Here is a 20782-nt window from a genome sequence, read left to right as displayed (position 1 = left end):
AGTGGGGAAAGTCAAAAAAACAGAGATGGCTATCCTGCGGAAGCGCCTCCCTGTTTTCTTCTGAATTCTGACGGTGTCAGACCGGTATATTTTTTAAAAACAAGACTGAAATACTTCGGATTATCACCAAACCCGATTTCTTCAGCAATTTCTGATACACTTGCGTCCCGCCTTATTTTCATCTGCTTCATCGCATGTTCAAGACGCACTCGTGTAACATATTGGGAAAATTTCTCGCCTGTTTCCTGCTTAAATAACTTCCCGAGATAATCAGGATTCATAAACAGCATATCCTTCGCCGCCCATTTTAAGGACAGATTCGGGTTTCCGAGCTCGTCGGCAATAAGCCTGATCATTTTTGAAATCACTGCGCTCCCATGCAGGTCATCAACCACTTCAGCTGTGTCCCGAAACAGCTGCCCCGCGTGCCGGAGTTCTCCCGCCTGACTGATAGCCATCTTGCGGTCCGCAAAAACCTCCGCCGCCTTTTCAGCGGCGTCCTCCTCTACAGCGAGCACGGTCCATTCTCCGCTGCCGCAAACCGCTGTCAGCGCCGTCCCGAGTGCCTTTCTAGCCACGGTATCAATAGATTGGCCCCCTTTTAAAATCAAGAGGCGGACCTTTTTTCCGGCAAGCGAAGGCGGCGGAGACAGCTGGGCGACACCGGCGATCAAGCCTTCCAAGTATTGATCGGCAGCAAAGGAACGGATATGATCAAGCTCGTGTATCAGGTGGTCTGTTTTCTTTTTCCGCACATCTTGCCGCTTCAGCTCAGCAATGATTTCCTCCAGCGAGCTGATAATCTGCTGTTCATTGCAGGGCTTCAGCAAATAATGCTTCACCCCATATTTCATGGCTTCCTTTGCGTACTCAAACTCTCCAAACCCGGACAGGACGATAAACTGCACCGACGGGCTGACGGCTGATACCTTTTTGATTAGCTCAAGCCCGTCCATGCCAGGCATTTTGACGTCTGTGATGACGATATGCGGCTGCTTATGTACAATCTTTTCATACGCTTCATGTCCGTTCTGCGCTTTGCCGATCAGTGAAGCGCCAAGCGCCTCCCACTCAATGATTCCCGCCATTCCATCGAGGATAATCCTCTCATCATCAGCCAGCAGTATTTTATACATCACACCACCTCATTTCGGCACGGTATTGTGATCACAATCCTCGTTCCCTTTTCATGCTTACTTTGAATACGCAATCCGTATGGCTCTCCGAATGTCAGGCTGATGCGCTCACGAATATTCCACAGTCCGATTCCTCTTCCGCCCGATGATTCAAGAATCCGTTCATCCATGCCAGGGCCGTTATCTTCGACCGTCATACAGACACAGTCCTTCTCCTTTTTCGCCTGAATCCGGATGGCGCACGGCCTTGTAAAGGGTTCAAGCGCGTATTGAATCGCATTTTCCGCAAGCGGTTGGAGCGTTAGTTTTGGAATGAGACAATGCTTCACCTCATCGTCAATATCCAACGTGAAGTTCAAACGCTCTTCAAATCGAAATCGCTGAATGGTCATATAGTGGAGTACGATGTCCGCCTCCTCCTGAATGGTCACGATATCCTTCTTCATATGTATACTGTTTCGCAGAAGAAAACCGAGCGATTCCACCATTTTTGAGATTTGCTTTTGCTGATTCGCCTTGGCCAGCCAATTGATGGACTCGAGCGTGTTATATAAAAAATGCGGATTGATCTGGGCTTGCAGTGCTTTCAATTCGGTTTCTTTAATGATGAGCTGTTTTTCCACATTTTCTTCCATCAGCTCATTAATCCGTTTCATCATGACAGTAAAATGGCGGTTCAGCATGCCGGCCTCATCTTGTGTATGCTCCGGCAGAGAAAGCGATACACCTGCTTCAATGCCGCCGTGCTGTACCGATTTCATCGCGGTCACAAGCTGTTCAATCGGCTCCGTGATGCTGTTGGCAATTTTCCTTCCGAAAAGCAAAACCACACAGAAAAAGAGAAGAAAGCAAGTGCCAATCACTGTTTTCATAAAGGAAATTTTTGCGAACATCTGATCAAAGGGGATGACGTTATAGTAGCTCCAATTTTGATAGGATGATTGAAGGTAAGAAATAAAGTAACGTTTGCCATTCTTTTTTATCAAGTCATAACCTGGGTGCTTCAGCGTCTCCTTTGCTGCCTCAGGAACATGCGCTGATGCATGTGCCGTATACACCAAATTCCCGCCTTGGTCAGCAATCATGATGTCTCCGACTGAATCGCCCCAATCCTTCGGCACATCACGAATCATCTGTTTGATATTGACTTGGATCAGCACCATGCCCAAGCCGTTCAAACTCAGCTGGTGAAAGGATCTGATCTGCCGTGCTGAAATCAGGACAGGATCTGACCCGCCGAGCGTCATCCAAAGATTTCTTCCATTTTTCGCCTTCGCTCGCTTAAATACCTCTTCCTGCTCCTGCTGCAAAAGATCTGAAGAACTGCTTCCGGCTGAATACTCTGCGCCGCGGGCATCAATCAAATGAATGGAATCGATGTACTTTTCATCGCTGGCATATCCTGCAAGCTGATCCCACAGCTCCTGCTTCATTTGATATTGATCATACGTATCATCCCGATTTTGCATGCTCAGGATGCGCTGAATCTGTTCGTCTGTAATGATTTCATAAGACACATCCTCTATCTTTTTCAGCTCGTCTTCGATCCTTTCAGAAGACATCCGCAGCACCTCCGAGGACTTGCGGTAAATCTGCTCATCATACACATGAAAGGCATACTGCACCCCGCTGTATACAAACAGAAAGGATACGGCCATAATCAACGATAGAAACACAAACAGCTTATCCTTAATCTTCATCCGCCTGTACCAGCCAGCAATTCTTTTCTTCATGCCGCCTTTTCTTTCTCCTGCCGCTGATCCATTGACCGAAATGCTTTAAAGGACAGCTTCGTTAAGATCAGGCTGAGTAAACTCCCGCTGAAAAACAGCAAAAATGTGACATGAAACAGAATGAGACAAAGCACACCGACAGCGCCCGCCGCCATCAAAAGCGTCACCGCCGGGCGGCTGAAGGCAATCAAAAAGCTAATGCTCAGCACCTCTCTGATTTTCACGTCAAAATGAGAGAACACCGGGAACACATACAGCACAACAAACGCGAAAATCAAACTGATGCTCAGGAACACGTTGACGAGCACAGGCTGATCCATCTGAGCCGCTATCCGCATATCTGCAAACAGAAACAGGGCAGCCGTCACAACGATGAGCCCGATGATCTGTGATGCCCGCCATTCCTTTTTAAACGCCCGAATAAAGACAGAAAACACCGGGGCATCCGCATTCCCCTTCGCCCATTCTCTCGCCACTGTAAACATCGCGGCAGTAGCGGGCATCAGCCCAAACACAACCAGGCCTGCAAGAGAAAACAAAATCCAAAGCACATTCAAATAGGCCAGTCTCATCACCCATGTACAAAAACGATTCAGCCCATTCGTCACACTGTGTATCATCAACATCACCTTCCCGCTCTGGAAAACGCTTTCATTTTAAAGTACTATGTATTTCTCCTTTCGAAAGAAAATTCCTGCCGTTCTGTGAAAAATTCGACATGATGAGAGACAGCCTCCGCCTTATCTTTTCCTGTAACGCCGGATGGCCTTATCGATCAAATATCCGGCAATGGCTCCGCAAATGACATTGAATCCAAGCACTCCGAGCGCAGCCCCTTCCCAGCCGCGTACATACACGAGGCTGTACCAGATCAGAAACACACCAAGGACGATCAGCCCGGCCAATATCCATTCCGGCCGGCTTTTGCCAGGAAACTTCATCCGTATCAAAGCAGATACGCCAGTGAACAAACAAGCCGTCACGATCCCTGTCATAAATAAAATTGGCCACAACATCGCCTGCCCTCCCTTTTAGAAAAAGACAAAAAAGCCTCCTTGAAAGGACGCTTATTCTGTCGTAATCTCTTTCTCAAACAAATGATATCCGGATGCATCAGCACCCATGAATTCATATCCCATACGCCGATAAAAGGAATGCAAGGCGTCGTTATCAGCGACACAGTCAAGCCGAATCCGCGTTTTCCCTGGAAAGTGTATGCCCGTCTCCGCCCATTGAAGGACGCGTGCTCCAAGTCCTTGTCCCGCAAACCGGCGGCTTACTGCGAGGCGATGCAAATAAATGGACTCCTCATGCCCATCGTCTCCCCAAAGCGTCCGGTCCCACTCACTTGGTTCAGGCAGCAGCATCACGACAGCCGCAAGCTCTTCATCTTTTTTAAACACAAACACATGTCCCTTTTCAATTGACCCCGTGATATCATGTATATCTTGCCCTTTGAGAAGTCCGCTCCATTGGTTAGACCCCCGATCCCGGAGCCATTCAGCTGTTCGGACGAGCAACCCGGTAATCGATTCTGCATCCTCATAGACGGCCGGACACGCGTAAAATCCATCTGCTATCGTTTCGTTCTCAATCTTAAAAGCTGACATAAAGGCCTCCCAATCAAAAAGTAAGCTTGCACACACACCTTGATTATAATGCAGACCAAACCGCAAAAACAGACCATTTTCTCTGTATGTAAAAGGGTGTATGAAAGAGAGGCCAATCTGCCTATTAGAAAATCTTCTTTTTATCCCGTTCTTCTTTTAAAATTTCAACCGCTTCCCTGAAACGCATGGAGTGCACAATTTCACGCTCACGCAAAAAGCGCAGGGAATCGTTTAAATCAGGATCATCCGAGATATCAATCAGCCATTGATACGTCGCCCGTGCTTTTTCCTCTGCCGCAATGTCTTCATATAAATCGGCAATCGGATCGCCCTTCGCCTGAATATAAGTCGCTGTAAACGGCGCACCCGCCGCATTGTGGTAAAATAGCGCGCTGTCATGATTGACGTAATGATCGCCGAGGCCAGCTTCACGCAGCTGCTCCGGTGTGGCGTCTTTCGTCAGCTTATAGACCATGGTCGCAATCATTTCCAAATGGGCGAATTCCTCCGTACCGATATCTGTTAAAAGGCCGATGACCTTATCTGGAATTGTATACCGCTGGTTCAAATACCGGAGAGCCGCGGCCAGCTCGCCGTCCGCTCCGCCATACTGCTCAATCAAATATTTCGCCAGCGTTGGGTTGCACGTACTGACTTTGACAGGGTATTGCAGCTTCTTTTCATACACCCACATTCAGGCATTCCTCCTTATACTTGCCACGGCCATGGCCCTTTGCCCCAATCCCAATCCTCGCCCGCGGGGCTGTTGCCGAACTGCAGAAGCGGCCCGTAAGAGGATTCGAACTGTCTTTTTAAGTGCCTTGAATAGCCGGAATATTGATTGAATTGTTTCAGCGCATCTTCATCATGAGGATGTGTATTTAAATAAAGACTCAGCTCAACAAGCACAAAATCCGCGGCCTGTATTTGCTCAAGCTGACGATAATACTCGGCGTCAACCTTTTTTGCCATGTGCGTCTCCCCCTCGATAAGGGTTTTCATAAAAATCATAGAGATCCTTCCAAAGGGTGCCTTTCCTTAAAGCCTCCATCGGCGAAAACTGCTCCATGTGCTCAGGCTGAAAGGTCATATAAAGGTTAGGGGGCGTTCTGTAATATTTCTTCCCTATGGGCGGACAGGGATCAAAACGGCTGTGAAAGGGCGTATATGATTTGACAGGCGTAAACGGCTGCATATCCTTCATTCCGGCTCCTCCTTTCTCAAAAACAATGACCTTAATAGGTATGAGGCAGGAGGCATGATTATGACTGAAACACGACTTAGCTTTTTCAATAAGAAGACCTTCGGCTCTGCCGAAGGTCTTTCTAGACTATTCAGTCCAAAATGAGGTCAGTGTTTCCAATACGCAGCATGAGCAGCAGCAAACTTTAAGAGCGAACGAGGTTCTTTTCCTGTCACACGCTTCACTGTATCCGTTACCCGATGTTCCGCACCATGGCTGATTGCTTCATCTAGCCCCGCCATAAAACTGGCATAATCCGCCGGCAAACCAGCTGCCGCCATCCTATTTTGCAGCTCAGAACGAGAAATGCTGACATGCTTCACCCGGCGTCCCGCGGCAGCACCGATGATCTCTGCCGCTTCGGCATAGCTCAGCGCCTCGGGTCCTGTCAGGATATGATGTGTTTGATGAGGGACGGCATCAGCCAAAGCACGGACAGCTGTTTCTGCGATGTCATCAGCATCAATGAATCCTAGCTTTCCCTCACCCGAAGCCGTGACGATGCGTCCCTCATTTTGAATCGACATTTGATGCTGGACGTTGATGAAATTTTGCATAAAGTATGAGGGCCGCAGCACCGTCCATTCTGGAAACTCGCGCACTGCCTGGTGAAGCGCGCCAAACACAGGGCCATTCTCGGAGACAACAGACGCACTTTGCATCACTACCCGCTTTACACCAAGACGCTTTGCTTCCTTTAAAAAGGGAAGCACATAGGGAGCCGGATCAAGCACACCGACCGGAGCAACAAGATAGATGTCTTTTACTTGTTCTAGGGCAGGCGTATAACTGGAGGCATCCATCCAATCAAAATACACATACTCTGCATTTGCAAGCGCGCCCTTTTTTCTGCTTGCAATACGCACCCTGTATCCCAGCTTGATTAAACGGCTGGCGATTCGGCTGCCGACTGTGCCGGTCCCGCCCGTGATTAAAATCGGATTCTGTTTCATCATTTTCCACTCTCCTCTGTTTGCAAAAATAATCCTCCAAAGGCCTCTTTTACAACAAGCGGATTCCAATAATCCTTATAACGCACAATGCGGCCTTCTCTCGTTTCGATGACACTGATATAGCTTTGGCGATAAGGCAATCCAGTCTCAATCACATGACCGTCACATTGAAACTCCGCAATCATCGTATTCGAGTCCGCTGAACGATACACTGTCGGAGCGGTAAATGAAGAAAGATGGATCTGCTTAGGATAATCCTTAATATAATCGTAAATAGCCGCTTTTCCTTCTATTCTTTTTGGTGATCCCTCCGGCGCATAAGGAAACTCAAATACAGCATTCTCATCCCAAAGCTCCACCCAGCTCTTCATGTCCTTCTCAAGCATATAAGCCATAAACTTTCTCAAAGTTTCACATGCTTTTTCAAATTCATTCATCAACATTCATCATCACCTCTTTTTTTATTTCCAGACCATTCAGTCCAAAAAATGCACACATGGGCAAAGAATTCTTTACCACATGTTAATCAAGCACTGATAAACTCACGTCAACATGGTCCTGAAGACGATCCATATCTGCCGTCACTTTCGCAATAAATGTCAGTGACAGCCTGCTTTGATTCAGGTACCGGGCAAGCGCAGATATATCAGGATCTTCGCCATTCAATTCTCCTTGATTCTTCGCCCTTAAAAGCGCCTGATAAAAAGCGTCCTCAAGCTGCTTGGATTGTCTTTCAAAATACCGGGCAAGCTCAGGGTCATGCGGAATCTGTTCAATCGCGCTGTTAATGATATAGCACGCCTTCGCCCGTTCCGGATCCCTCAGGGCATTGACACCCTCCTGAAAAATTTCACGAATGGCTTCCATTACAGATCCTGGCGCTTCAAGCCTTTCCATAACGGCAGTGTTTTTTCCTTCAAGATACGATTTCACAGCGGACAAAAACAAATCACGTTTCGTTCCATACGTATCATACAAGCTCTGGCGGGCAATGCCTAAATGAGAAAGCAGTTCCTGAAGAGACGTTCCTTCGTAGCCATACTCTCCGAAAACCTCTATCGCCCTGTGAAGAACAAGCGCCGTATCAAATTCTTTATTCCTCCCCAAAAAACGATCACCTCCTGAAACAAATGTTATCATTTTCTGGACTGAACAGTCAAGAAAAAATAAAAAAAACACTCTTGATCTGCAAGAGTGTCCTCTTTTCACCATCATCTTTTTTATTTAAAGCCGTCTTTTCCCCAATGGCCCATATGGTGGTGATGGTGGCCATAATGACCATCATGATGATGGTGGTGATTATCCTTACCAACATGATGATGGTGGTGATGAAGATTATCTTTTCCATCATGGTGATGGTGATAATAGTGATGATGTCCATCGTTTTCATGGTGCATGCCCGGATAGCTTACAGCTCCCGGAGAGCCTCCATAACCGCCGCTTGGGTAACCGCCGCCATACGCGCCATATCCCGGATAGCCGCCGACTCCTCCATGCATGCCATAGCCTGGATACCCCCCATACATGCCGTAGCCCGGGTAGCCTCCAGACATTCCATAACCTGGGTAACCTCCAAACATGCCGCCGTAGCCTGGGTAGCCTCCGTACATCCCATAGCCCGGATAGCCTAGTCCTCCATACATGCCAAACCCCGGACGGCCAATGCCGTAGCCTGGAAAAGCGCCAAAACCAGGTCCGCCATAGATCTGTCTTGTATCAGTATCAGTCATATTCACTCTCTCCTTCACTTAGGTTACAGTCCAGAGTATGAGAATATCTTACAGATCGTATAGGCAGCCGCCTACATACAGCTAAAACAATTTCTAGGACAAAAAAAGAAAGCAGGCTATAACAGCCTGCTCACTCCTTACTCGCCTAAATCAACGTTATGATACACCTGCTGAACGTCTTCCAAATCCTCTAAGGCATCAATCAGTTTTTCAAACTGTTCCTTCGCATCATCCGGAAGCGTGACTTCGCTTTGCGCAAGCATTGTCAGCTCCGCTACTGTAAATTCCTCAACGCCCGCGTTTTTAAACGCCTCCTGCACTGCATGGAATTGATCCGGCTCCGCATAGACGATCACACTGTCATCCTCTTCCAAAATGTCACGGACATCGACATCCGCTTCCATCAGAATTTCAAGCGCTTCGTCAGCCGTTTTGCCTTCCACACCAATAACAGCCGTCGCGTCAAACATGTAAGCAACAGATCCGCTCACACCCATGTTTCCGCCGTTTTTCCCGAACGCCGCACGCACTTCCGGCGCCGTACGGTTTACATTATTCGTCAGCGCATCAACGATAATCATTGATCCGTTCGGCCCGAAGCCCTCATAACGAAGCTCATCGTAATTCTCTTCCGCTCCGCCCTTCGCCTTCTCGATCGCCCGTTCAATGATGTTTTTCGGCACGCTGTAAGTCTTCGCGCGCTCAAGCACAACCTTCAGCGCCTGGTTAGATTCCGGATCAGGCTCGCCCTGCTTCGCCGCCACGTAAATCTCACGGCCAAACTTCGCATAAATCCGACTCGTATTCGCATCCTTAGACGCCTTCTTCTCTTTAATATTGTTCCACTTACGGCCCATGATGTTCCACTCTCTTTCATATATATCAATCTAAATGCTGTTATTCACTTTATCCATTATACCTCAAATGGTTTGGTTGTTTCGAGTGTCTTGCGTTAGAAATAGAAGGAATGCCGCGGTGGGAAAATCGAACGTCTTCCGTAAAGCAAGAAAAAGCCCTAGCTAAGGGCTTTCTTCTGATCACTGAGTTTGTAAGGGGAATGGTCAATATACGTCGTATTTCGATCTGTTGATTCCTTAACGCCGCCCGAGTTTGTCAAGAATGGAAACGACATGCTTCCGAAAACTAGAGTAACAGCCAGACACATCATCACTTTTTTCTTAATAGGCATATAAACACTCTCCTTTTAGAATATCTTCTTGAGCTTTCAGCACTTTCCGATAAAACGCAGCAGCTTGTTCAAAGTGACAGCTGCTTTCAAACACAGCGGCAGCACTCCGGGCACATGCTTCAATGTACGCGTGCAGGTTCTTTTTTTCGAAATAGCTTAAAAGATCATGAATTTTGCGTTCATCAACAGTCTCCTTGTACACGGCCTCTAAGAACAGAAACAATTCTTTATAACATTTGTGAGAACGTGCTGTGATACGGTTCAGCCCTTCTTCTATGAAATGAAACGCTTTCTGTGTCTGGCCCGCTTTACATAATGTCCAGCTTAACCCAAACAAGACTTTCGGAAGCAGATCAGGCACTTTCTCTCTGCTCACTTTCGCCGCTTTTTGGAAATGTTCTACAGCCATCTGATCGTCTCCTGATCTGTCATAGCTGTTCGCGATGTTCAATAGAGAAATGGCGATAAACCGATCGTTTTGAATGTCCATTGCCAATTTCAGCGCCGCTTCTAAATGCGGGAGCGCTTTGCCATAGTGTTTGAAATCATCATAATTTCCGGCGATCACAAACAAGCTTTGTATCGTTCTAATGCTGTATAAGGGATGGTTTTGATAAATGTCTAAGGCTTGAAGAATATGATGCATCGACACATGGGTTTGCTTCATGTGATAATACGCTTCCGCCACTTTAAAATGGAATTCCGCTTTCTCAATTTCATCAGACACAACCGGCAGTTCTTTCTCCGCCTCGCGATAAAACCCGATTGCTTCAACATATTCTTTTTGATCAAATTCATACATGCCGCGGAAAAACAAAGAGTAGTATTTCAAAAGGCCTGTGAGTTTTTTCTGAGGGGTCTCAATCGTTTCAAGAAGCTCTGTCACGGTAGGGCGATTCCCGTAAGGTTGTCCCGGCTCCAAATAATCCAGCATCAGCTGGTGCCGAAAACACATCAGAGAATAATAGATCAGCAAATCCTGATCCTCTTCCATCTTCTGAATGTCCTGCTCAACCTCCGCTTTCAGAACCTCAGCATCCGGAACACTGAACTGGCGAATCATTTTATACCATTCATTAATCTTAACACCAACACGCGAAGACGGTATGGCTTGACTCAACGGCTTCCCTCCTTCTCTGTGAGATATGTCATATTCTATCAATCCCAAATTTTGAAAACAATACGAAAGGAAGAATTTTCTTTTTCATCCTGGCAAAAGCATTCAAAACCCCTTTTTCAAAAGCCTTTAATGAAAATAAAACAAAAGCATGGGAACACTATGAACAGATCCTATGTAAAGGAGAATGGCCGATGCCAATCACGCAACTGATCATTAGACTTTTCATCGCCTTTATCACATTGCTGGTGTTAACAAGACTGATGGGCAGAAAAGAAATCTCCCAGATGACCTTTTTTAACTTTGTTTCAGCCATATCCATTGGAACGATCGGGGCCTCGCTTGCCATTGACTCAACAATCAGTATGAGAAATGGATTCATCGCCTTGTTGGTGTGGAGCGCTTTTACAATCATCATCGGGTTTCTGGATATTACATTCCCCGCTTTTCGGTATGCGGTTGTAGGACAGCCTGTCATTCTGATTAAAAAAGGGAAAATCATGGAGAAGGAGCTTAGAAAAGCCCGAATTGATATCGATACTTTGCAAACTTCGCTTCGCAAAAAATATATATTTTCAATTGCCGAAGTGGATTATGCTATTTACGAATCGGACGGCACTGTATCTGTGTTGAAAAAGGAAGCACACCAAAGCGTGACAAAAAAGGATATGAACGTACAAGCAGCAAACGCGAAAGTATCTCATTCCGCTTCAGTCATAGCTGATGGAAAAGTGAGAGAAGACAATTTAAAAAAATTGCATCTGAACAGGCAATGGCTGATGGATCGGCTAAAAGAGGCAGGCATCCAAAATCCTAAAGAAGTATTTTATGCAGAAGTTCAAACAGACGGCACGCTGTATATCGATCAAAAAGAGGATTCATTACCTGAATAAAAAAGACCTGTGCCTGCAACATTGTTGCGGCACAGGCCCTTCACTTATTTCATATACGTATTCACCAGCTCGTAACAGCGCTCTTTCGTCTGTTTGGCAAGCTCTTCCGTTTGGACGACTCGGGATAATGAACCGCCGCCCTCCTCATCATATCGTTTCTGGGCCGCAGCATCCCTATCCTTTATCCATTGGCGCTGTTTCCCTTTTAATGCCGCCATGTCTGAAGCAGAAAGCTGATTTTGCAGCACACCGTATATCTCGTTCAGCAATCCGTCCCACATTTGATAATTATAACCGTAATCCTCAATCATCTGATAATCACTTTGATAGTCATTGTGCTTTTCTTTCTTTTCTGCCGCAGACAATTTCGCAACATAATCTGTTTTTGTGCTTCCCGTTGTCTGCCCACTGCGCTGTGTATCCGCTGTATCAGGCGATGCGGTTTCCGCAGTCGTCTGAGCTGTCTCTTGCTCCGCAGCCTCAGTCTCGTTTTCATTATCACTTACCAGACTGGTATCCTTTGAGCTGATCGCCGCCTGTCTTTCCCCATGTGAACTCTTTACATTGAAAAGATAAGCTGTTCCGCCGGCAGCCTTCGATTCATAGGACTTCACAAATTCCGCCGTTTCACCGTTTCTCGACAGAATCGTTTTTGCTTCTTCTTTTGTCAGCTTGATATCATCCCCTTGAAGCGACTTGCTGTCCCATTTGTTGATCTTCCAATCGCCATCTTCCTTCACCAATTCAAACGTCCATGATGTGCCCATGTTGTTTAATTCTGTTGCCGGATCTATTGATGAAGCCTCTATCTTATTCTTGTTCTGTTTATATGTAAAACGCACATCGAAATCAGTGCCCGGTTGAAAAGGAGCATCACACTCGCAAAAGTACTCTCCGGCCAAATCCTTTAAGGTCTGATCTGCAAACGTTTCTGTTGCATAAGGCAGCACACTTGGCCGCAGCTTGCTGAAATCCGCCTTGTTTGCCGTGCTCCAGCCGTTTTCTGTTCCCGCTTTATCAAATGCATTGAAGATCGCATCAATATCGTTTTTCAAAGCTGATTTTACTTCCTGCTCCGTCATCTTCGCAACGCTCGCCTTCTTCACAGCTTGCTTTTCCTGATCCTTATCAGAAGCTCCGCTATCAGAACACGCCGATAATAGGAATAAAACAGATAAAAGCAGCGCACCCAATTTATAACTCATTGTCTCTTCTCACCCTTCTGCTCTCTCATGGTAGCTTTCTTATTTTATAGGTCTTTTGTCGCTTTGTACATTTCATTTTTACAGAAGCAGAAAGAGACTGAAATGAGCCTACTCAATCACAACAAAATCCTGCACCTTCACCTGTTCCTCAGGCAAATCAAACTGATAAAGCATCTTCTTAGAATGGATATCAAACACACCCACATACCCGCCAATGCCCTTTTTATGCTCTTCCTGGGCGACTATATACAATAGATTCCCCTTAAACTTCGCCTCCATATAAGGAAACTTCAAGCTGTATGTGTGAAAAGAAAAATCCTCCCCATATTCCAGCAAGTTCGCTCCACCCTCTTTGTCCTCGTACGCCACGTAAAAACTGCCGCTTTCTTTGTCATAATACACAGTATCTGCATATTCAAGATCTTCAGGATACGCAATATATGTCGTCTTCCATGTCCCTTTTTCAATCACAGTCAATTCATGCTCCGAGCTTGCGACAATAAATTCCTCCGAATCTGCGAATTGATCAGCGTATGAAGCTAAACTCAGAGTCTCAATCATTTCCTCTGTTTTTCTGTCAATCACGTAAATAGCCATACTTTGAATGATATAAATAAAGTTCTCATCACTGGCCCCCATTGTGACAAGCGAAGGCAAGGTAAGGTTATATTCCTTCTTCATTTTTTTATCATTTATGTGGATCTCATTCCCCGTCGTATCAACATTATAGGCCTTAACCGAGACATCCTTCCCCTCATGCCAAAACGCAAATGGATCTGAAAGAGGATGCTCTTTGATCGCATCCTTCTCCAGCGTGTAATAAAAAGGCTCGTGCTCCGCTAATAAAACAAGGTCTGTTGATGCATAAGATTTCGTTTGAATATAGGGCACATCCGCCACCTTGAATGTACGCCTGTTAAAGTGTTCGCCTGTAGAGGTTGAAAGCAGCACGCTTTCTTTTATGAAAGGATTGGAGTAAATAAAAAAGATGCGGTCTTCTTCGGGGTGGATGGCGGAAGATTGGACAGGAATACTGTCTTTATTGCGTAACTGAACATACAGAACAAACAGCATGACACATACCATTAAAACTAATAAACCAAATGTAATCCGTTTTTTCGTCATCAACATGCTCCTTAAAAAACAATATAGAATACAAACTTCCAAAAAATGTGTAGCAATCAATATCATTTCGACCATGTTTCCGCCAATCCTTCCACGAATAAAGACACATGCCAAATGACTCATTTTTCCACCAAAACACGTTCTCACCCCCACCCTCATCCCGCTCCGTGGTAAAATTTTGATATTGAGCGAACAAAAGAAGGGAAATGGTCATGAAAGTATTTGAAGCGAAAACACTGCTTTCGGAAGCGACAGACCGTGCAAAAGAGTACAAAGAACTAAGAACGCAAATGGTCAATTTGAGAAAAGCGTTAAAAAGCGTCGCTGATCTCAGTGACAGTGAATTCTCAGGAAAAGGCGCCAGCAACATCAAAGCCTTCTATCACGACCACGTCGGCGTCACCGACCAATGGATCGACTACATCGACATGAAAATCGCATTTTTCAACAGCATCGCCGGAGCCGCCGAGGACAAAGGCCTCTCAGACGCATACATCGAAGAATCCTTCCTGGAGCACGAACTGGCAAATGCCAATAAAAAATCAAAATCCATCATGTCCGAACAGAAAAAAGCGATGAAAGACATCCTGAACGATGTCGACGACATCCTCCCGCTCGACTTGTTTTCAACAGAAACCTTCAAAGACGAGCTGGCCGATGCCAATGACAAACGCAAAAAAACACTGGAAAAATTGGACGCCTTGGACGAAGACCTGAAAACAGAATACGCCCTGTCAGAACCAAACGAACAATTCATCAAATCCGACTTCCAAAAGCTCCAAGAAGCAACGGGCAAAGGTAAAAACGCCACACCCATCCACTACAACGCCAAGGCGTACCGTGAGAGCGACATACACAAGAAAAAAGGCGACATTGAAAAGCGGACTGAGGCTTATTTGAAGATTAAGAAAGAGGAAGCGAAGGAACGCGAGATTGAAAAATTGAAGAAAAAGCTTGCGGATGGTGTATCTGACCCTGATGAATATTTAGAAATTGCGAAGAAGATTGGGTATGAGAACCTTGAGCCTTATCAACAACAGTATGTGATACAATTAGAAACTGCTAAACAGGATGCTAAAATTTTAAAAGGAATTGGTGAGGGATTATACGACTTTGGAAAAGACACTGCTCTTGGTGTGAAGGATATGATTTTAAATGCACCAGAGACAATTAGCAGTGTGTACAAATTTTTAAACTCCTCTCCCACCCAACAACTTGCAACAGTTACATTTACGGGAGTTAATATATGGGCAGCGTTATCCGATTCATGGAAGCGTGATATGATAAACGGAGACGCAGAGTCAAGATCACGTTGGATCACCTATTCCCTAGCCACTGTTGTAACAGCACTTATTGGAACTAAAGGTATAGATAAAGTTGGAAAGCTAGGAAAACTCACAGCTCAAAAAACTATTACAAAAGGCAATGAAGCACTTGTTACTACATCTAGAATGATTAGAGACACATTTTCTAACGGATCAGTTCAATTTGCTTTTGCGGGTGATTTAAATCGAATTAAAGATATTCATAATACACTAGATACAAAACCTCTGAAAGATATAACCGAGAAAAATAGTGTACTATATCAGTCCAATAGCGGAAAAAACACAAGTGTTAGCTCCAATATAAAAGTCGTTACAAATGCACGCAGAGGTGCTTTTAAAGAAGCTAAAAGAGACGCGGGAATTCCTGTTGTTCAGCAACCATTTGATGTAAAGACAGAACCAATGCGAACTGCAGCCCATGAAGGTGGACATGTGATAAAAGATAAACAAGGTAATGTTATATACACGCGAGAATATTACTTTAAAAACAATAAAGGTGAAACAATTATTATTCAAGATCACAGTGCTGGCCATGAAAAAGGCGGACAAGGCCCCCATTTTAACGTAAGACCAAGCGATAACCCCCGAACTGGAAGTATTGATGGTACAAAAGATCATTACGAATTTAATAAATAAATATGAGGTGTTAATATGTGGCATGAAGCTTTAGACAAAAACATAGCGATTTGTAATTTATATAACAAGGTACCTGAATTAAAAAATGTTAGAATTGCAGAGATTAATATTCTTCAAGAAGGCGACAAAGTTAGCATTAAATTTGATATGCCATCACACGCTGATAATCCGCCAAAAAAATGGAGCCTTTTAAATTATAACACTACCGTTATTGAAATTGACTTATTTGAAATAAAGGAAATTAGCATTAAGTCACTAAGCAGAAATTTCAGCGGAAACATAGAGATTGAAAAGAAGGAAGATGTAATCGAAGTTAACATAACAGGCACGGTTGAGGCTAGAGTAAAAGCTGTTGCAGGACTTGTCCAATCTGTGGGAGGATATCATAATAATATTTGATTAAATTTCAATTTATTTGGTTTATAGAGCAACCTACTAGTAAGCCCTCTTAATCGAGGGCTTATAGTTTTAATAAAAAGCGTCCACTTTTGATATGATTTAATAAAATAACTCTATTAACAATTACAGCAATAAAAACAATTAACAAAAAAATCCAATCTCTATAGTGAAAAACATATTAAAAAGATATGAAGTGGCAAAATTCTTTATACAACATTCATCCGAGGAGCAATTCGAAGAAAGGGTTTTCTTCATTAAAAAATAAATTAGGCACCATGACAAAAGCATATCTAGAATCAGCAAACGAATACATGAATCCTATGTAAACATAAAAGCTGTTAAAAAGATGGTGAAAAGTTTAAGAACAGACATCCGATAACTCCTCCGCCTTTTTCTAAATGAACAGTTCTTACTATCGTATTACCGAGAGTCAATAATGCCCTTAAAACTATTGATTGCAGTAATAGACCTGTTATAATCAATAATTAGAAGATTAATACTTCCAGAATATAATATAAATGATTTCACTAACTTTTTATTTGACAACCGTAGATCTCTTTAAGATCCGAAAAGGTTATTTCTATACCTATACGTTTCAATTGATCCTTACGCTGATCAAACAATTTTCTTAAAAGTGTTTCTATATCTTGATCTCTACCTAAATGTATAAGACGATGACAAAGTGGACATAAACTTACCATGTTCTCTAGTTGATCTAAGTCATATTGGAATTCATCTTGCTTAGCTATAGGCACAAGATGATGACACTCAACAAAAGGCTTATTGGTAGATTTAGAGATAAATGTTTTATGAGAGTCGTCAATTTCGCAAGTGTAATTTGAAAGCATCATTGCCATAGAGGCTAGGCTTGCATTCCTTGTCCATTGCTTTTGTCCACCTTTATTATAAATTGGTTCTGGACGTACTTTTTTTTGATTTACTTCATATGTCCTTTTTACACTCTCAGATATAATAAAATGCTGAACTGCTAGCTGATATTCTTCTTCATTATTCGTATCTTCCGTGTATAATCCGTCTTCCTGTAATAAAATGAAATCATTGAACTGTTCTATCGACCTCTTTCCAATCAGGCCTTCTATTTCTTTATATGTAATCAACAAATTTTGTAAATCAGTTATGAATTCTTCCTTACTGGGTAAATAGCTCACATCATAATATCGTCCACATATATGTCCTAGTTCATATCCTCTAGCAAGATCACCATTGCCCTTTAAATCAATATTTAAAAGATTCATGTTTTTAGGTATAGTATTTAATTTTCCTCTAATTATAGAAGCTGTTTTTTTTATTTTATCCTTCCCTAGCTTTGTTCCATATTTATCTTTAAAATATGTCCAACCTTGATTCAAACTAACGTAAAAGCCACTGCCATCTGCATTAAACAAGTATACAATATAGTATCCTCTTGTGGCTGAAATTGTTAATTTCTTAATAAAGACAGAAATCCATGGGATCTCAGCCCATCTACCTTGTCCTACCGACCCTACTATATGGTAAATTTTTCGATCCAATTCAGCGTCTTTAAAAAGAGACTCTTTTATCTTATGACGAACAAGTGTCCCTATAGGATGGTCTTTAAACATCTCTCTTTTAGCTTTATGATATTCTGTTATTACTTTAATCATTTTTTCTTGTATGGTTAAATTCGAATCATCTAAAACTTCAGCCATTATTTCAAACACCTCTGTATATAAATGAGATACCTAAAAAACAACGTAATCATATAAAAAGCCTCTCCTGATCTTGGGAGGCTTTTATTTTTTAAAAATTTCTTATATATCTTTTCTTTCAAGCACAGCCACACACTCCACATGATTCGTATGCGGAAACATATCCACAGGCTGCACTTCGCGCGTCGCATACCCGCCATCCTCAAGCACCCGCAGGTCTCTCGCAAGCGTGCCAGGATTACAGGACACGTACACCACTCGCTTCGGTTTCATCTCCACAATTGTCCGCAGGAGGGCTTCGTCGCAGCCTTTTCTTGGCGGGTCGACGACTAGCGTATCAGCTGTAATGCCTTCTTCATACCACTTTGGAATGACGGTTTCCGCTTCACCGACCGCGAACTCTGCGTTTGTGATGCCGTTGAGCTCGGCGTTGCGTTTGGCATCCTCAATTGCCTCTGGTACAATTTCTACGCCGTACACTTTTTTCGCCTGCTTTGCCAGGAAGAGAGAAATCGTTCCGATGCCGCAGTAAGCGTCAATGACGGTTTCTTCGCCTTGAAGCTCCGCGTACTCAAGCGCTTTGTCATAGAGCACTTTGGTTTGCTCCGGGTTGACCTGGTAGAACGATCTGGCGGAGATGGCGAATTTGACGTCTCCGATAAGGTCGTAGATGTATTCTTCGCCCCAGATTACGTTTGTTTCGTTGCCAAAAATGACGTTTGTTTTGTTTGGGTTGATGTTTTGCACGATGGATTTGACGTGCGGGAATTGCGCTGTGATGTCTTCGATGATCTTCGCTTTATGCGGGAAATCGGTTGTTCTTGTGATGAAAACGATCATCATTTCGCCCGTAACAACGCCGTATCTGACCATGATGTGGCGGAGCCAGCCTTTGTGGCGTTCTTCGTTGTAGGCTTTGACACCCTAGTTTGCGCAAATGTCTTTGACAGCTTGAACTGCTTCGTCGTTTTTGGATTGCTGGATCAGGCAGGCGCTCATGTCGATGATGTCATGGCTTCTTTGCTGATAGAATCCGGCGACGAGTCCGCCTTCCCGTTCTCCTACCGGCACCTGCGCTTTGTTTCTGTAGTTCCACGGGTCTTCCATGCCGAGTGTCGGGTGCACGGTCACGTTGGAAAGGTCCAGCTTGCCGATGCGTTCTAAGACGTCTTTGACTTGTTTCTGTTTAAACAAGAGCTGGCCTTCGTAGGTCATGTGCTGAAGCTGGCAGCCGCCGCATTGCTTGTAGATCGGGCACGGGGCATCCGTTCTGTGCGGGCTTTCTTCCTTCAGCTCAATCAAGCGTCCGAAAGCAAAACCTTTTTTGACGCGTGTCACTTTGATTTGCGCTTTTTCCTCGGGCAGGGCATTCGGCACAAAGATCGGGAATCCTTGAACCTTTGCGACGCCCGCTCCTTCGTGGGTCAAATCCTCAAATGTCACGTCGTAGTATTCGTTTTTTTCTACTGGGGGTTTCATTTTCATGTATGTTCACCTCTTGTTTTAAGCATAAAGAAAAACTTGGCCTATTCAAGCCAAGTTTCAGCGTGTAGGCAAACCTTCGCATTCGTTGTCAGTCCTGTGCTTCGGTGCTCACGAATTCAACATTCGCTCCGCTCCAATGCTCGTCCTTCCTAGACTTCAAAGGTTTTCAATCACGCTGAAAAGATGACAAAATCCTAAAACGAAAACTGTTTTAGGATTTTGTCATAACTCTGAGCTTGGCTTACAAAGCCAAGTTTTAGTCATCCAGCTGTTCCGCTTTCTCCTTCGGCATGACGACGTGAATGTGTCGGTACAGATTCACGAATTCGCCCGGCAGCATGCCGCCGTACTCGCCGTCCAGGTTCAGCTGCATCTTTTCTGATACATTGACTTTCACGCGGTTCGCTTTTGTATAAATAATGTGCTGGTCGTTGATGTGTTCGCCGCGAAGCGCCATCGTGGCGACCCTGATAAATTCAGCAAGGTTTGCTTTCTTTAGTATCATCAAATCAAACATGCCGTCATTCAGGCTAGAATCCGGCGCGAGTTTTTCGAACCCGCCGACGGAGTTTGTCAGCGTGACCAAAAACAGCATGATTTCACCTTGAAACAGCTTGCCGTCATATTCAATCTCGACTTCTGTCGGACGAAGTGAAGGCAGCATTTCCATTCCTTTTAAATAATAAGCAAGCTGGCCTAGCATTGTTTTCAGTTTGCTTGGCACGTCGTACGTCAGCTCCGTCAGACGGCCTCCTCCGGCGATATTGATAAAATACTGGCCGTTGACCTGTCCGATATCAATCGGGCGGGCAACGCCATTAATGACCGTATCTGCCGCTTTTAAAATATCCTCTCGCGGAATGCCGAGCGCTCTGGCGAAGTCGTTTGTTGTGCCGACTGGAATCACACCGAGTGTCGGACGGTTGTCTAAAGGCGCAAGCCCATTGACGACCTCGTTGATCGTTCCGTCTCCGCCTGCCGCAATGATCAGGTCAAACTCACGCAATGCCGCTTCCTTGGCAGCGTGTGTAGCGTCTCCTGCGCATGTCGTGGCATGGGTGGAGGTTTCATAGCCGGCTTGTTCAAATTTTTGCAGGACCTGGGCAAGATGCTTTTTAAAGATCTCCCGTCCTGAAGTCGGATTGTATATTATGCGTGCACGTTTCATTATCTCATCATCCTACTTAAGAGTATCCGATCCATTTTTACACTAACAACCTTTAATTATACTATGAGTTAAAAAAATCGCAACAAAATGTACATAATCTTACAGGTGAAAACGCACAAAAGCCCCAGCAGAGCTGAGGCTTTT

Annotated in this window: 20 protein-coding genes and 4 pseudogenes; 4 read left to right on the top strand and 20 right to left on the bottom strand. The window is 44.5% G+C overall.

The annotated features are described in order from the left end of the window. Positions 1–29 precede the first annotated feature (29 nt). The 15 genes and pseudogenes from yesN to rapH all read right to left on the bottom strand — a co-directional run bounded on the left by yesN (position 30) and on the right by rapH (position 10714). Positions 30–1136 (bottom strand): two-component system response regulator YesN, encoded by a 1107-nt coding sequence (gene yesN / locus NZD81_RS19545; RefSeq protein WP_282374057.1) that lies wholly within the window; start codon positions 1134–1136, stop codon positions 30–32. Next, the gene (yesM, locus tag NZD81_RS19540; protein ID WP_289861076.1) at positions 1136–2869 is read right to left on the bottom strand and encodes a two-component system sensor histidine kinase YesM; all 1734 of its coding nucleotides are present in this window, start codon (positions 2867–2869) and stop codon (positions 1136–1138) included. The genes yesN and yesM overlap by 1 nt, the downstream gene beginning before the upstream one ends. Then, a complete protein-coding gene (locus NZD81_RS19535) occupies positions 2866–3495 on the bottom strand; it encodes a YesL family protein (protein ID WP_014663118.1) in 630 nt (209 codons plus the stop codon). Before NZD81_RS19535 ends, yesM begins: the two co-directional genes overlap by 4 nt. Positions 3496–3609: 114 nt before the next feature. Then, positions 3610–3914, bottom strand: a pseudogene (locus NZD81_RS19530) (YesK-like family protein). Positions 3915–3936: 22 nt separating this feature from the next. After that, complete coding sequence (locus tag NZD81_RS19525) at positions 3937–4479, bottom strand: GNAT family N-acetyltransferase (protein WP_014663116.1); 543 nt, start codon at positions 4477–4479, stop codon at positions 3937–3939. Between the two features lie 124 nt (positions 4480–4603). Further along, positions 4604–5173, bottom strand: coding sequence for a spore coat protein CotJC (cotJC, locus tag NZD81_RS19520; protein ID WP_014663115.1), 570 nt, complete (start codon positions 5171–5173; stop codon positions 4604–4606). A gap of 14 nt (positions 5174–5187) precedes the next feature. Continuing rightward, positions 5188–5451 (bottom strand): spore coat protein CotJB, encoded by a 264-nt coding sequence (gene cotJB / locus NZD81_RS19515; protein ID WP_014663114.1) that lies wholly within the window; start codon positions 5449–5451, stop codon positions 5188–5190. Next, on the bottom strand, positions 5435–5683 hold the full coding sequence (gene cotJA, locus NZD81_RS19510; RefSeq protein ID WP_003219489.1) for a spore coat-associated protein CotJA: 249 nt from the start codon (positions 5681–5683) through the stop codon (positions 5435–5437). The genes cotJB and cotJA overlap by 17 nt, the downstream gene beginning before the upstream one ends. Before the next feature lie 126 nt (positions 5684–5809). Next, positions 5810–6678: pseudogene (locus NZD81_RS19505) on the bottom strand (NmrA family NAD(P)-binding protein). Further along, positions 6675–7118, bottom strand: a complete 444-nt coding sequence (locus tag NZD81_RS19500) for a nuclear transport factor 2 family protein (protein WP_014663111.1) — start codon at positions 7116–7118, stop codon at positions 6675–6677. Before NZD81_RS19500 ends, NZD81_RS19505 begins: the two are co-directional and overlap by 4 nt. Before the next feature lie 79 nt (positions 7119–7197). After that, entirely contained in the window at positions 7198–7782 is a 585-nt protein-coding gene (locus tag NZD81_RS19495) for a TetR/AcrR family transcriptional regulator (protein WP_014663110.1), read from the bottom strand. A gap of 113 nt (positions 7783–7895) precedes the next feature. Further along, positions 7896–8405 carry a hypothetical protein gene (locus NZD81_RS19490; protein WP_014663109.1) on the bottom strand — a complete coding sequence of 170 codons (510 nt, stop codon included), beginning with the start codon at positions 8403–8405 and terminating at the stop codon, positions 7896–7898. A gap of 137 nt (positions 8406–8542) precedes the next feature. Beyond that, the gene (locus NZD81_RS19485) at positions 8543–9262 is read right to left on the bottom strand and encodes a YebC/PmpR family DNA-binding transcriptional regulator (RefSeq protein ID WP_003233863.1); all 720 of its coding nucleotides are present in this window, start codon (positions 9260–9262) and stop codon (positions 8543–8545) included. A gap of 158 nt (positions 9263–9420) precedes the next feature. After that, positions 9421–9594 (bottom strand): phosphatase RapH inhibitor PhrH, encoded by a 174-nt coding sequence (phrH, locus tag NZD81_RS19480; RefSeq protein WP_014663108.1) that lies wholly within the window; start codon positions 9592–9594, stop codon positions 9421–9423. Then, positions 9584–10714: a response regulator aspartate phosphatase RapH gene (rapH, locus tag NZD81_RS19475; RefSeq protein ID WP_103750042.1), complete on the bottom strand. Its 1131-nt coding sequence runs from the start codon at positions 10712–10714 to the stop codon at positions 9584–9586. Before rapH ends, phrH begins: the two co-directional genes overlap by 11 nt. Positions 10715–10905: 191 nt before the next feature. On the opposite strand from rapH, the gene NZD81_RS19470 reads away from it, so the two are divergent. Beyond that, the gene (locus tag NZD81_RS19470) at positions 10906–11604 is read left to right on the top strand and encodes a YetF domain-containing protein (protein WP_282374054.1); all 699 of its coding nucleotides are present in this window, start codon (positions 10906–10908) and stop codon (positions 11602–11604) included. 44 nt (positions 11605–11648) lie between these two features. Here NZD81_RS19470 and NZD81_RS19465 read toward each other — a convergent pair whose 3' ends face one another. Both NZD81_RS19465 and NZD81_RS19460 read right to left on the bottom strand, forming a co-directional pair. Continuing rightward, entirely contained in the window at positions 11649–12809 is a 1161-nt protein-coding gene (locus NZD81_RS19465; RefSeq protein ID WP_282374053.1) for a lysozyme inhibitor LprI family protein, read from the bottom strand. A 108-nt stretch (positions 12810–12917) separates the two neighbouring features. Further along, a complete protein-coding gene (locus NZD81_RS19460) occupies positions 12918–13934 on the bottom strand; it encodes a hypothetical protein (RefSeq protein ID WP_282374052.1) in 1017 nt (338 codons plus the stop codon). Between the two features lie 212 nt (positions 13935–14146). On the opposite strand from NZD81_RS19460, the gene NZD81_RS19455 reads away from it, so the two are divergent. The 3 genes and pseudogenes from NZD81_RS19455 (at position 14147) to NZD81_RS21225 (ending at position 16620) form a co-directional block, all read left to right on the top strand. After that, complete coding sequence (locus tag NZD81_RS19455) at positions 14147–15895, top strand: T7SS effector LXG polymorphic toxin (protein WP_345774686.1); 1749 nt, start codon at positions 14147–14149, stop codon at positions 15893–15895. Between the two features lie 15 nt (positions 15896–15910). Beyond that, complete coding sequence (locus NZD81_RS19445; protein ID WP_148343786.1) at positions 15911–16294, top strand: Imm50 family immunity protein; 384 nt, start codon at positions 15911–15913, stop codon at positions 16292–16294. A gap of 107 nt (positions 16295–16401) precedes the next feature. Next, positions 16402–16620: pseudogene (locus NZD81_RS21225) on the top strand (hypothetical protein). A gap of 201 nt (positions 16621–16821) precedes the next feature. On the opposite strand, the gene NZD81_RS19440 reads toward NZD81_RS21225, so the two are convergent. From NZD81_RS19440 to NZD81_RS19430, 3 genes and pseudogenes are all read right to left on the bottom strand, one after another. Next, a complete protein-coding gene (locus NZD81_RS19440) occupies positions 16822–17985 on the bottom strand; it encodes an MrcB family domain-containing protein (protein WP_187360243.1) in 1164 nt (387 codons plus the stop codon). Between the two features lie 102 nt (positions 17986–18087). After that, a pseudogene (gene rlmD / locus NZD81_RS19435) lies at positions 18088–19470 on the bottom strand (23S rRNA (uracil(1939)-C(5))-methyltransferase RlmD). A 256-nt stretch (positions 19471–19726) separates the two neighbouring features. Beyond that, positions 19727–20638 (bottom strand): diacylglycerol kinase, encoded by a 912-nt coding sequence (locus tag NZD81_RS19430; RefSeq protein ID WP_003233894.1) that lies wholly within the window; start codon positions 20636–20638, stop codon positions 19727–19729. Positions 20639–20782 lie beyond the last annotated feature (144 nt).

Source organism: Bacillus sp. B.PNR1 (assembly GCF_030386235.1).
Classification (GTDB): Bacteria; Bacillota; Bacilli; order Bacillales; family Bacillaceae; genus Bacillus; species Bacillus stercoris.
This window is presented reverse-complemented; position numbering and strand designations above follow the sequence as displayed.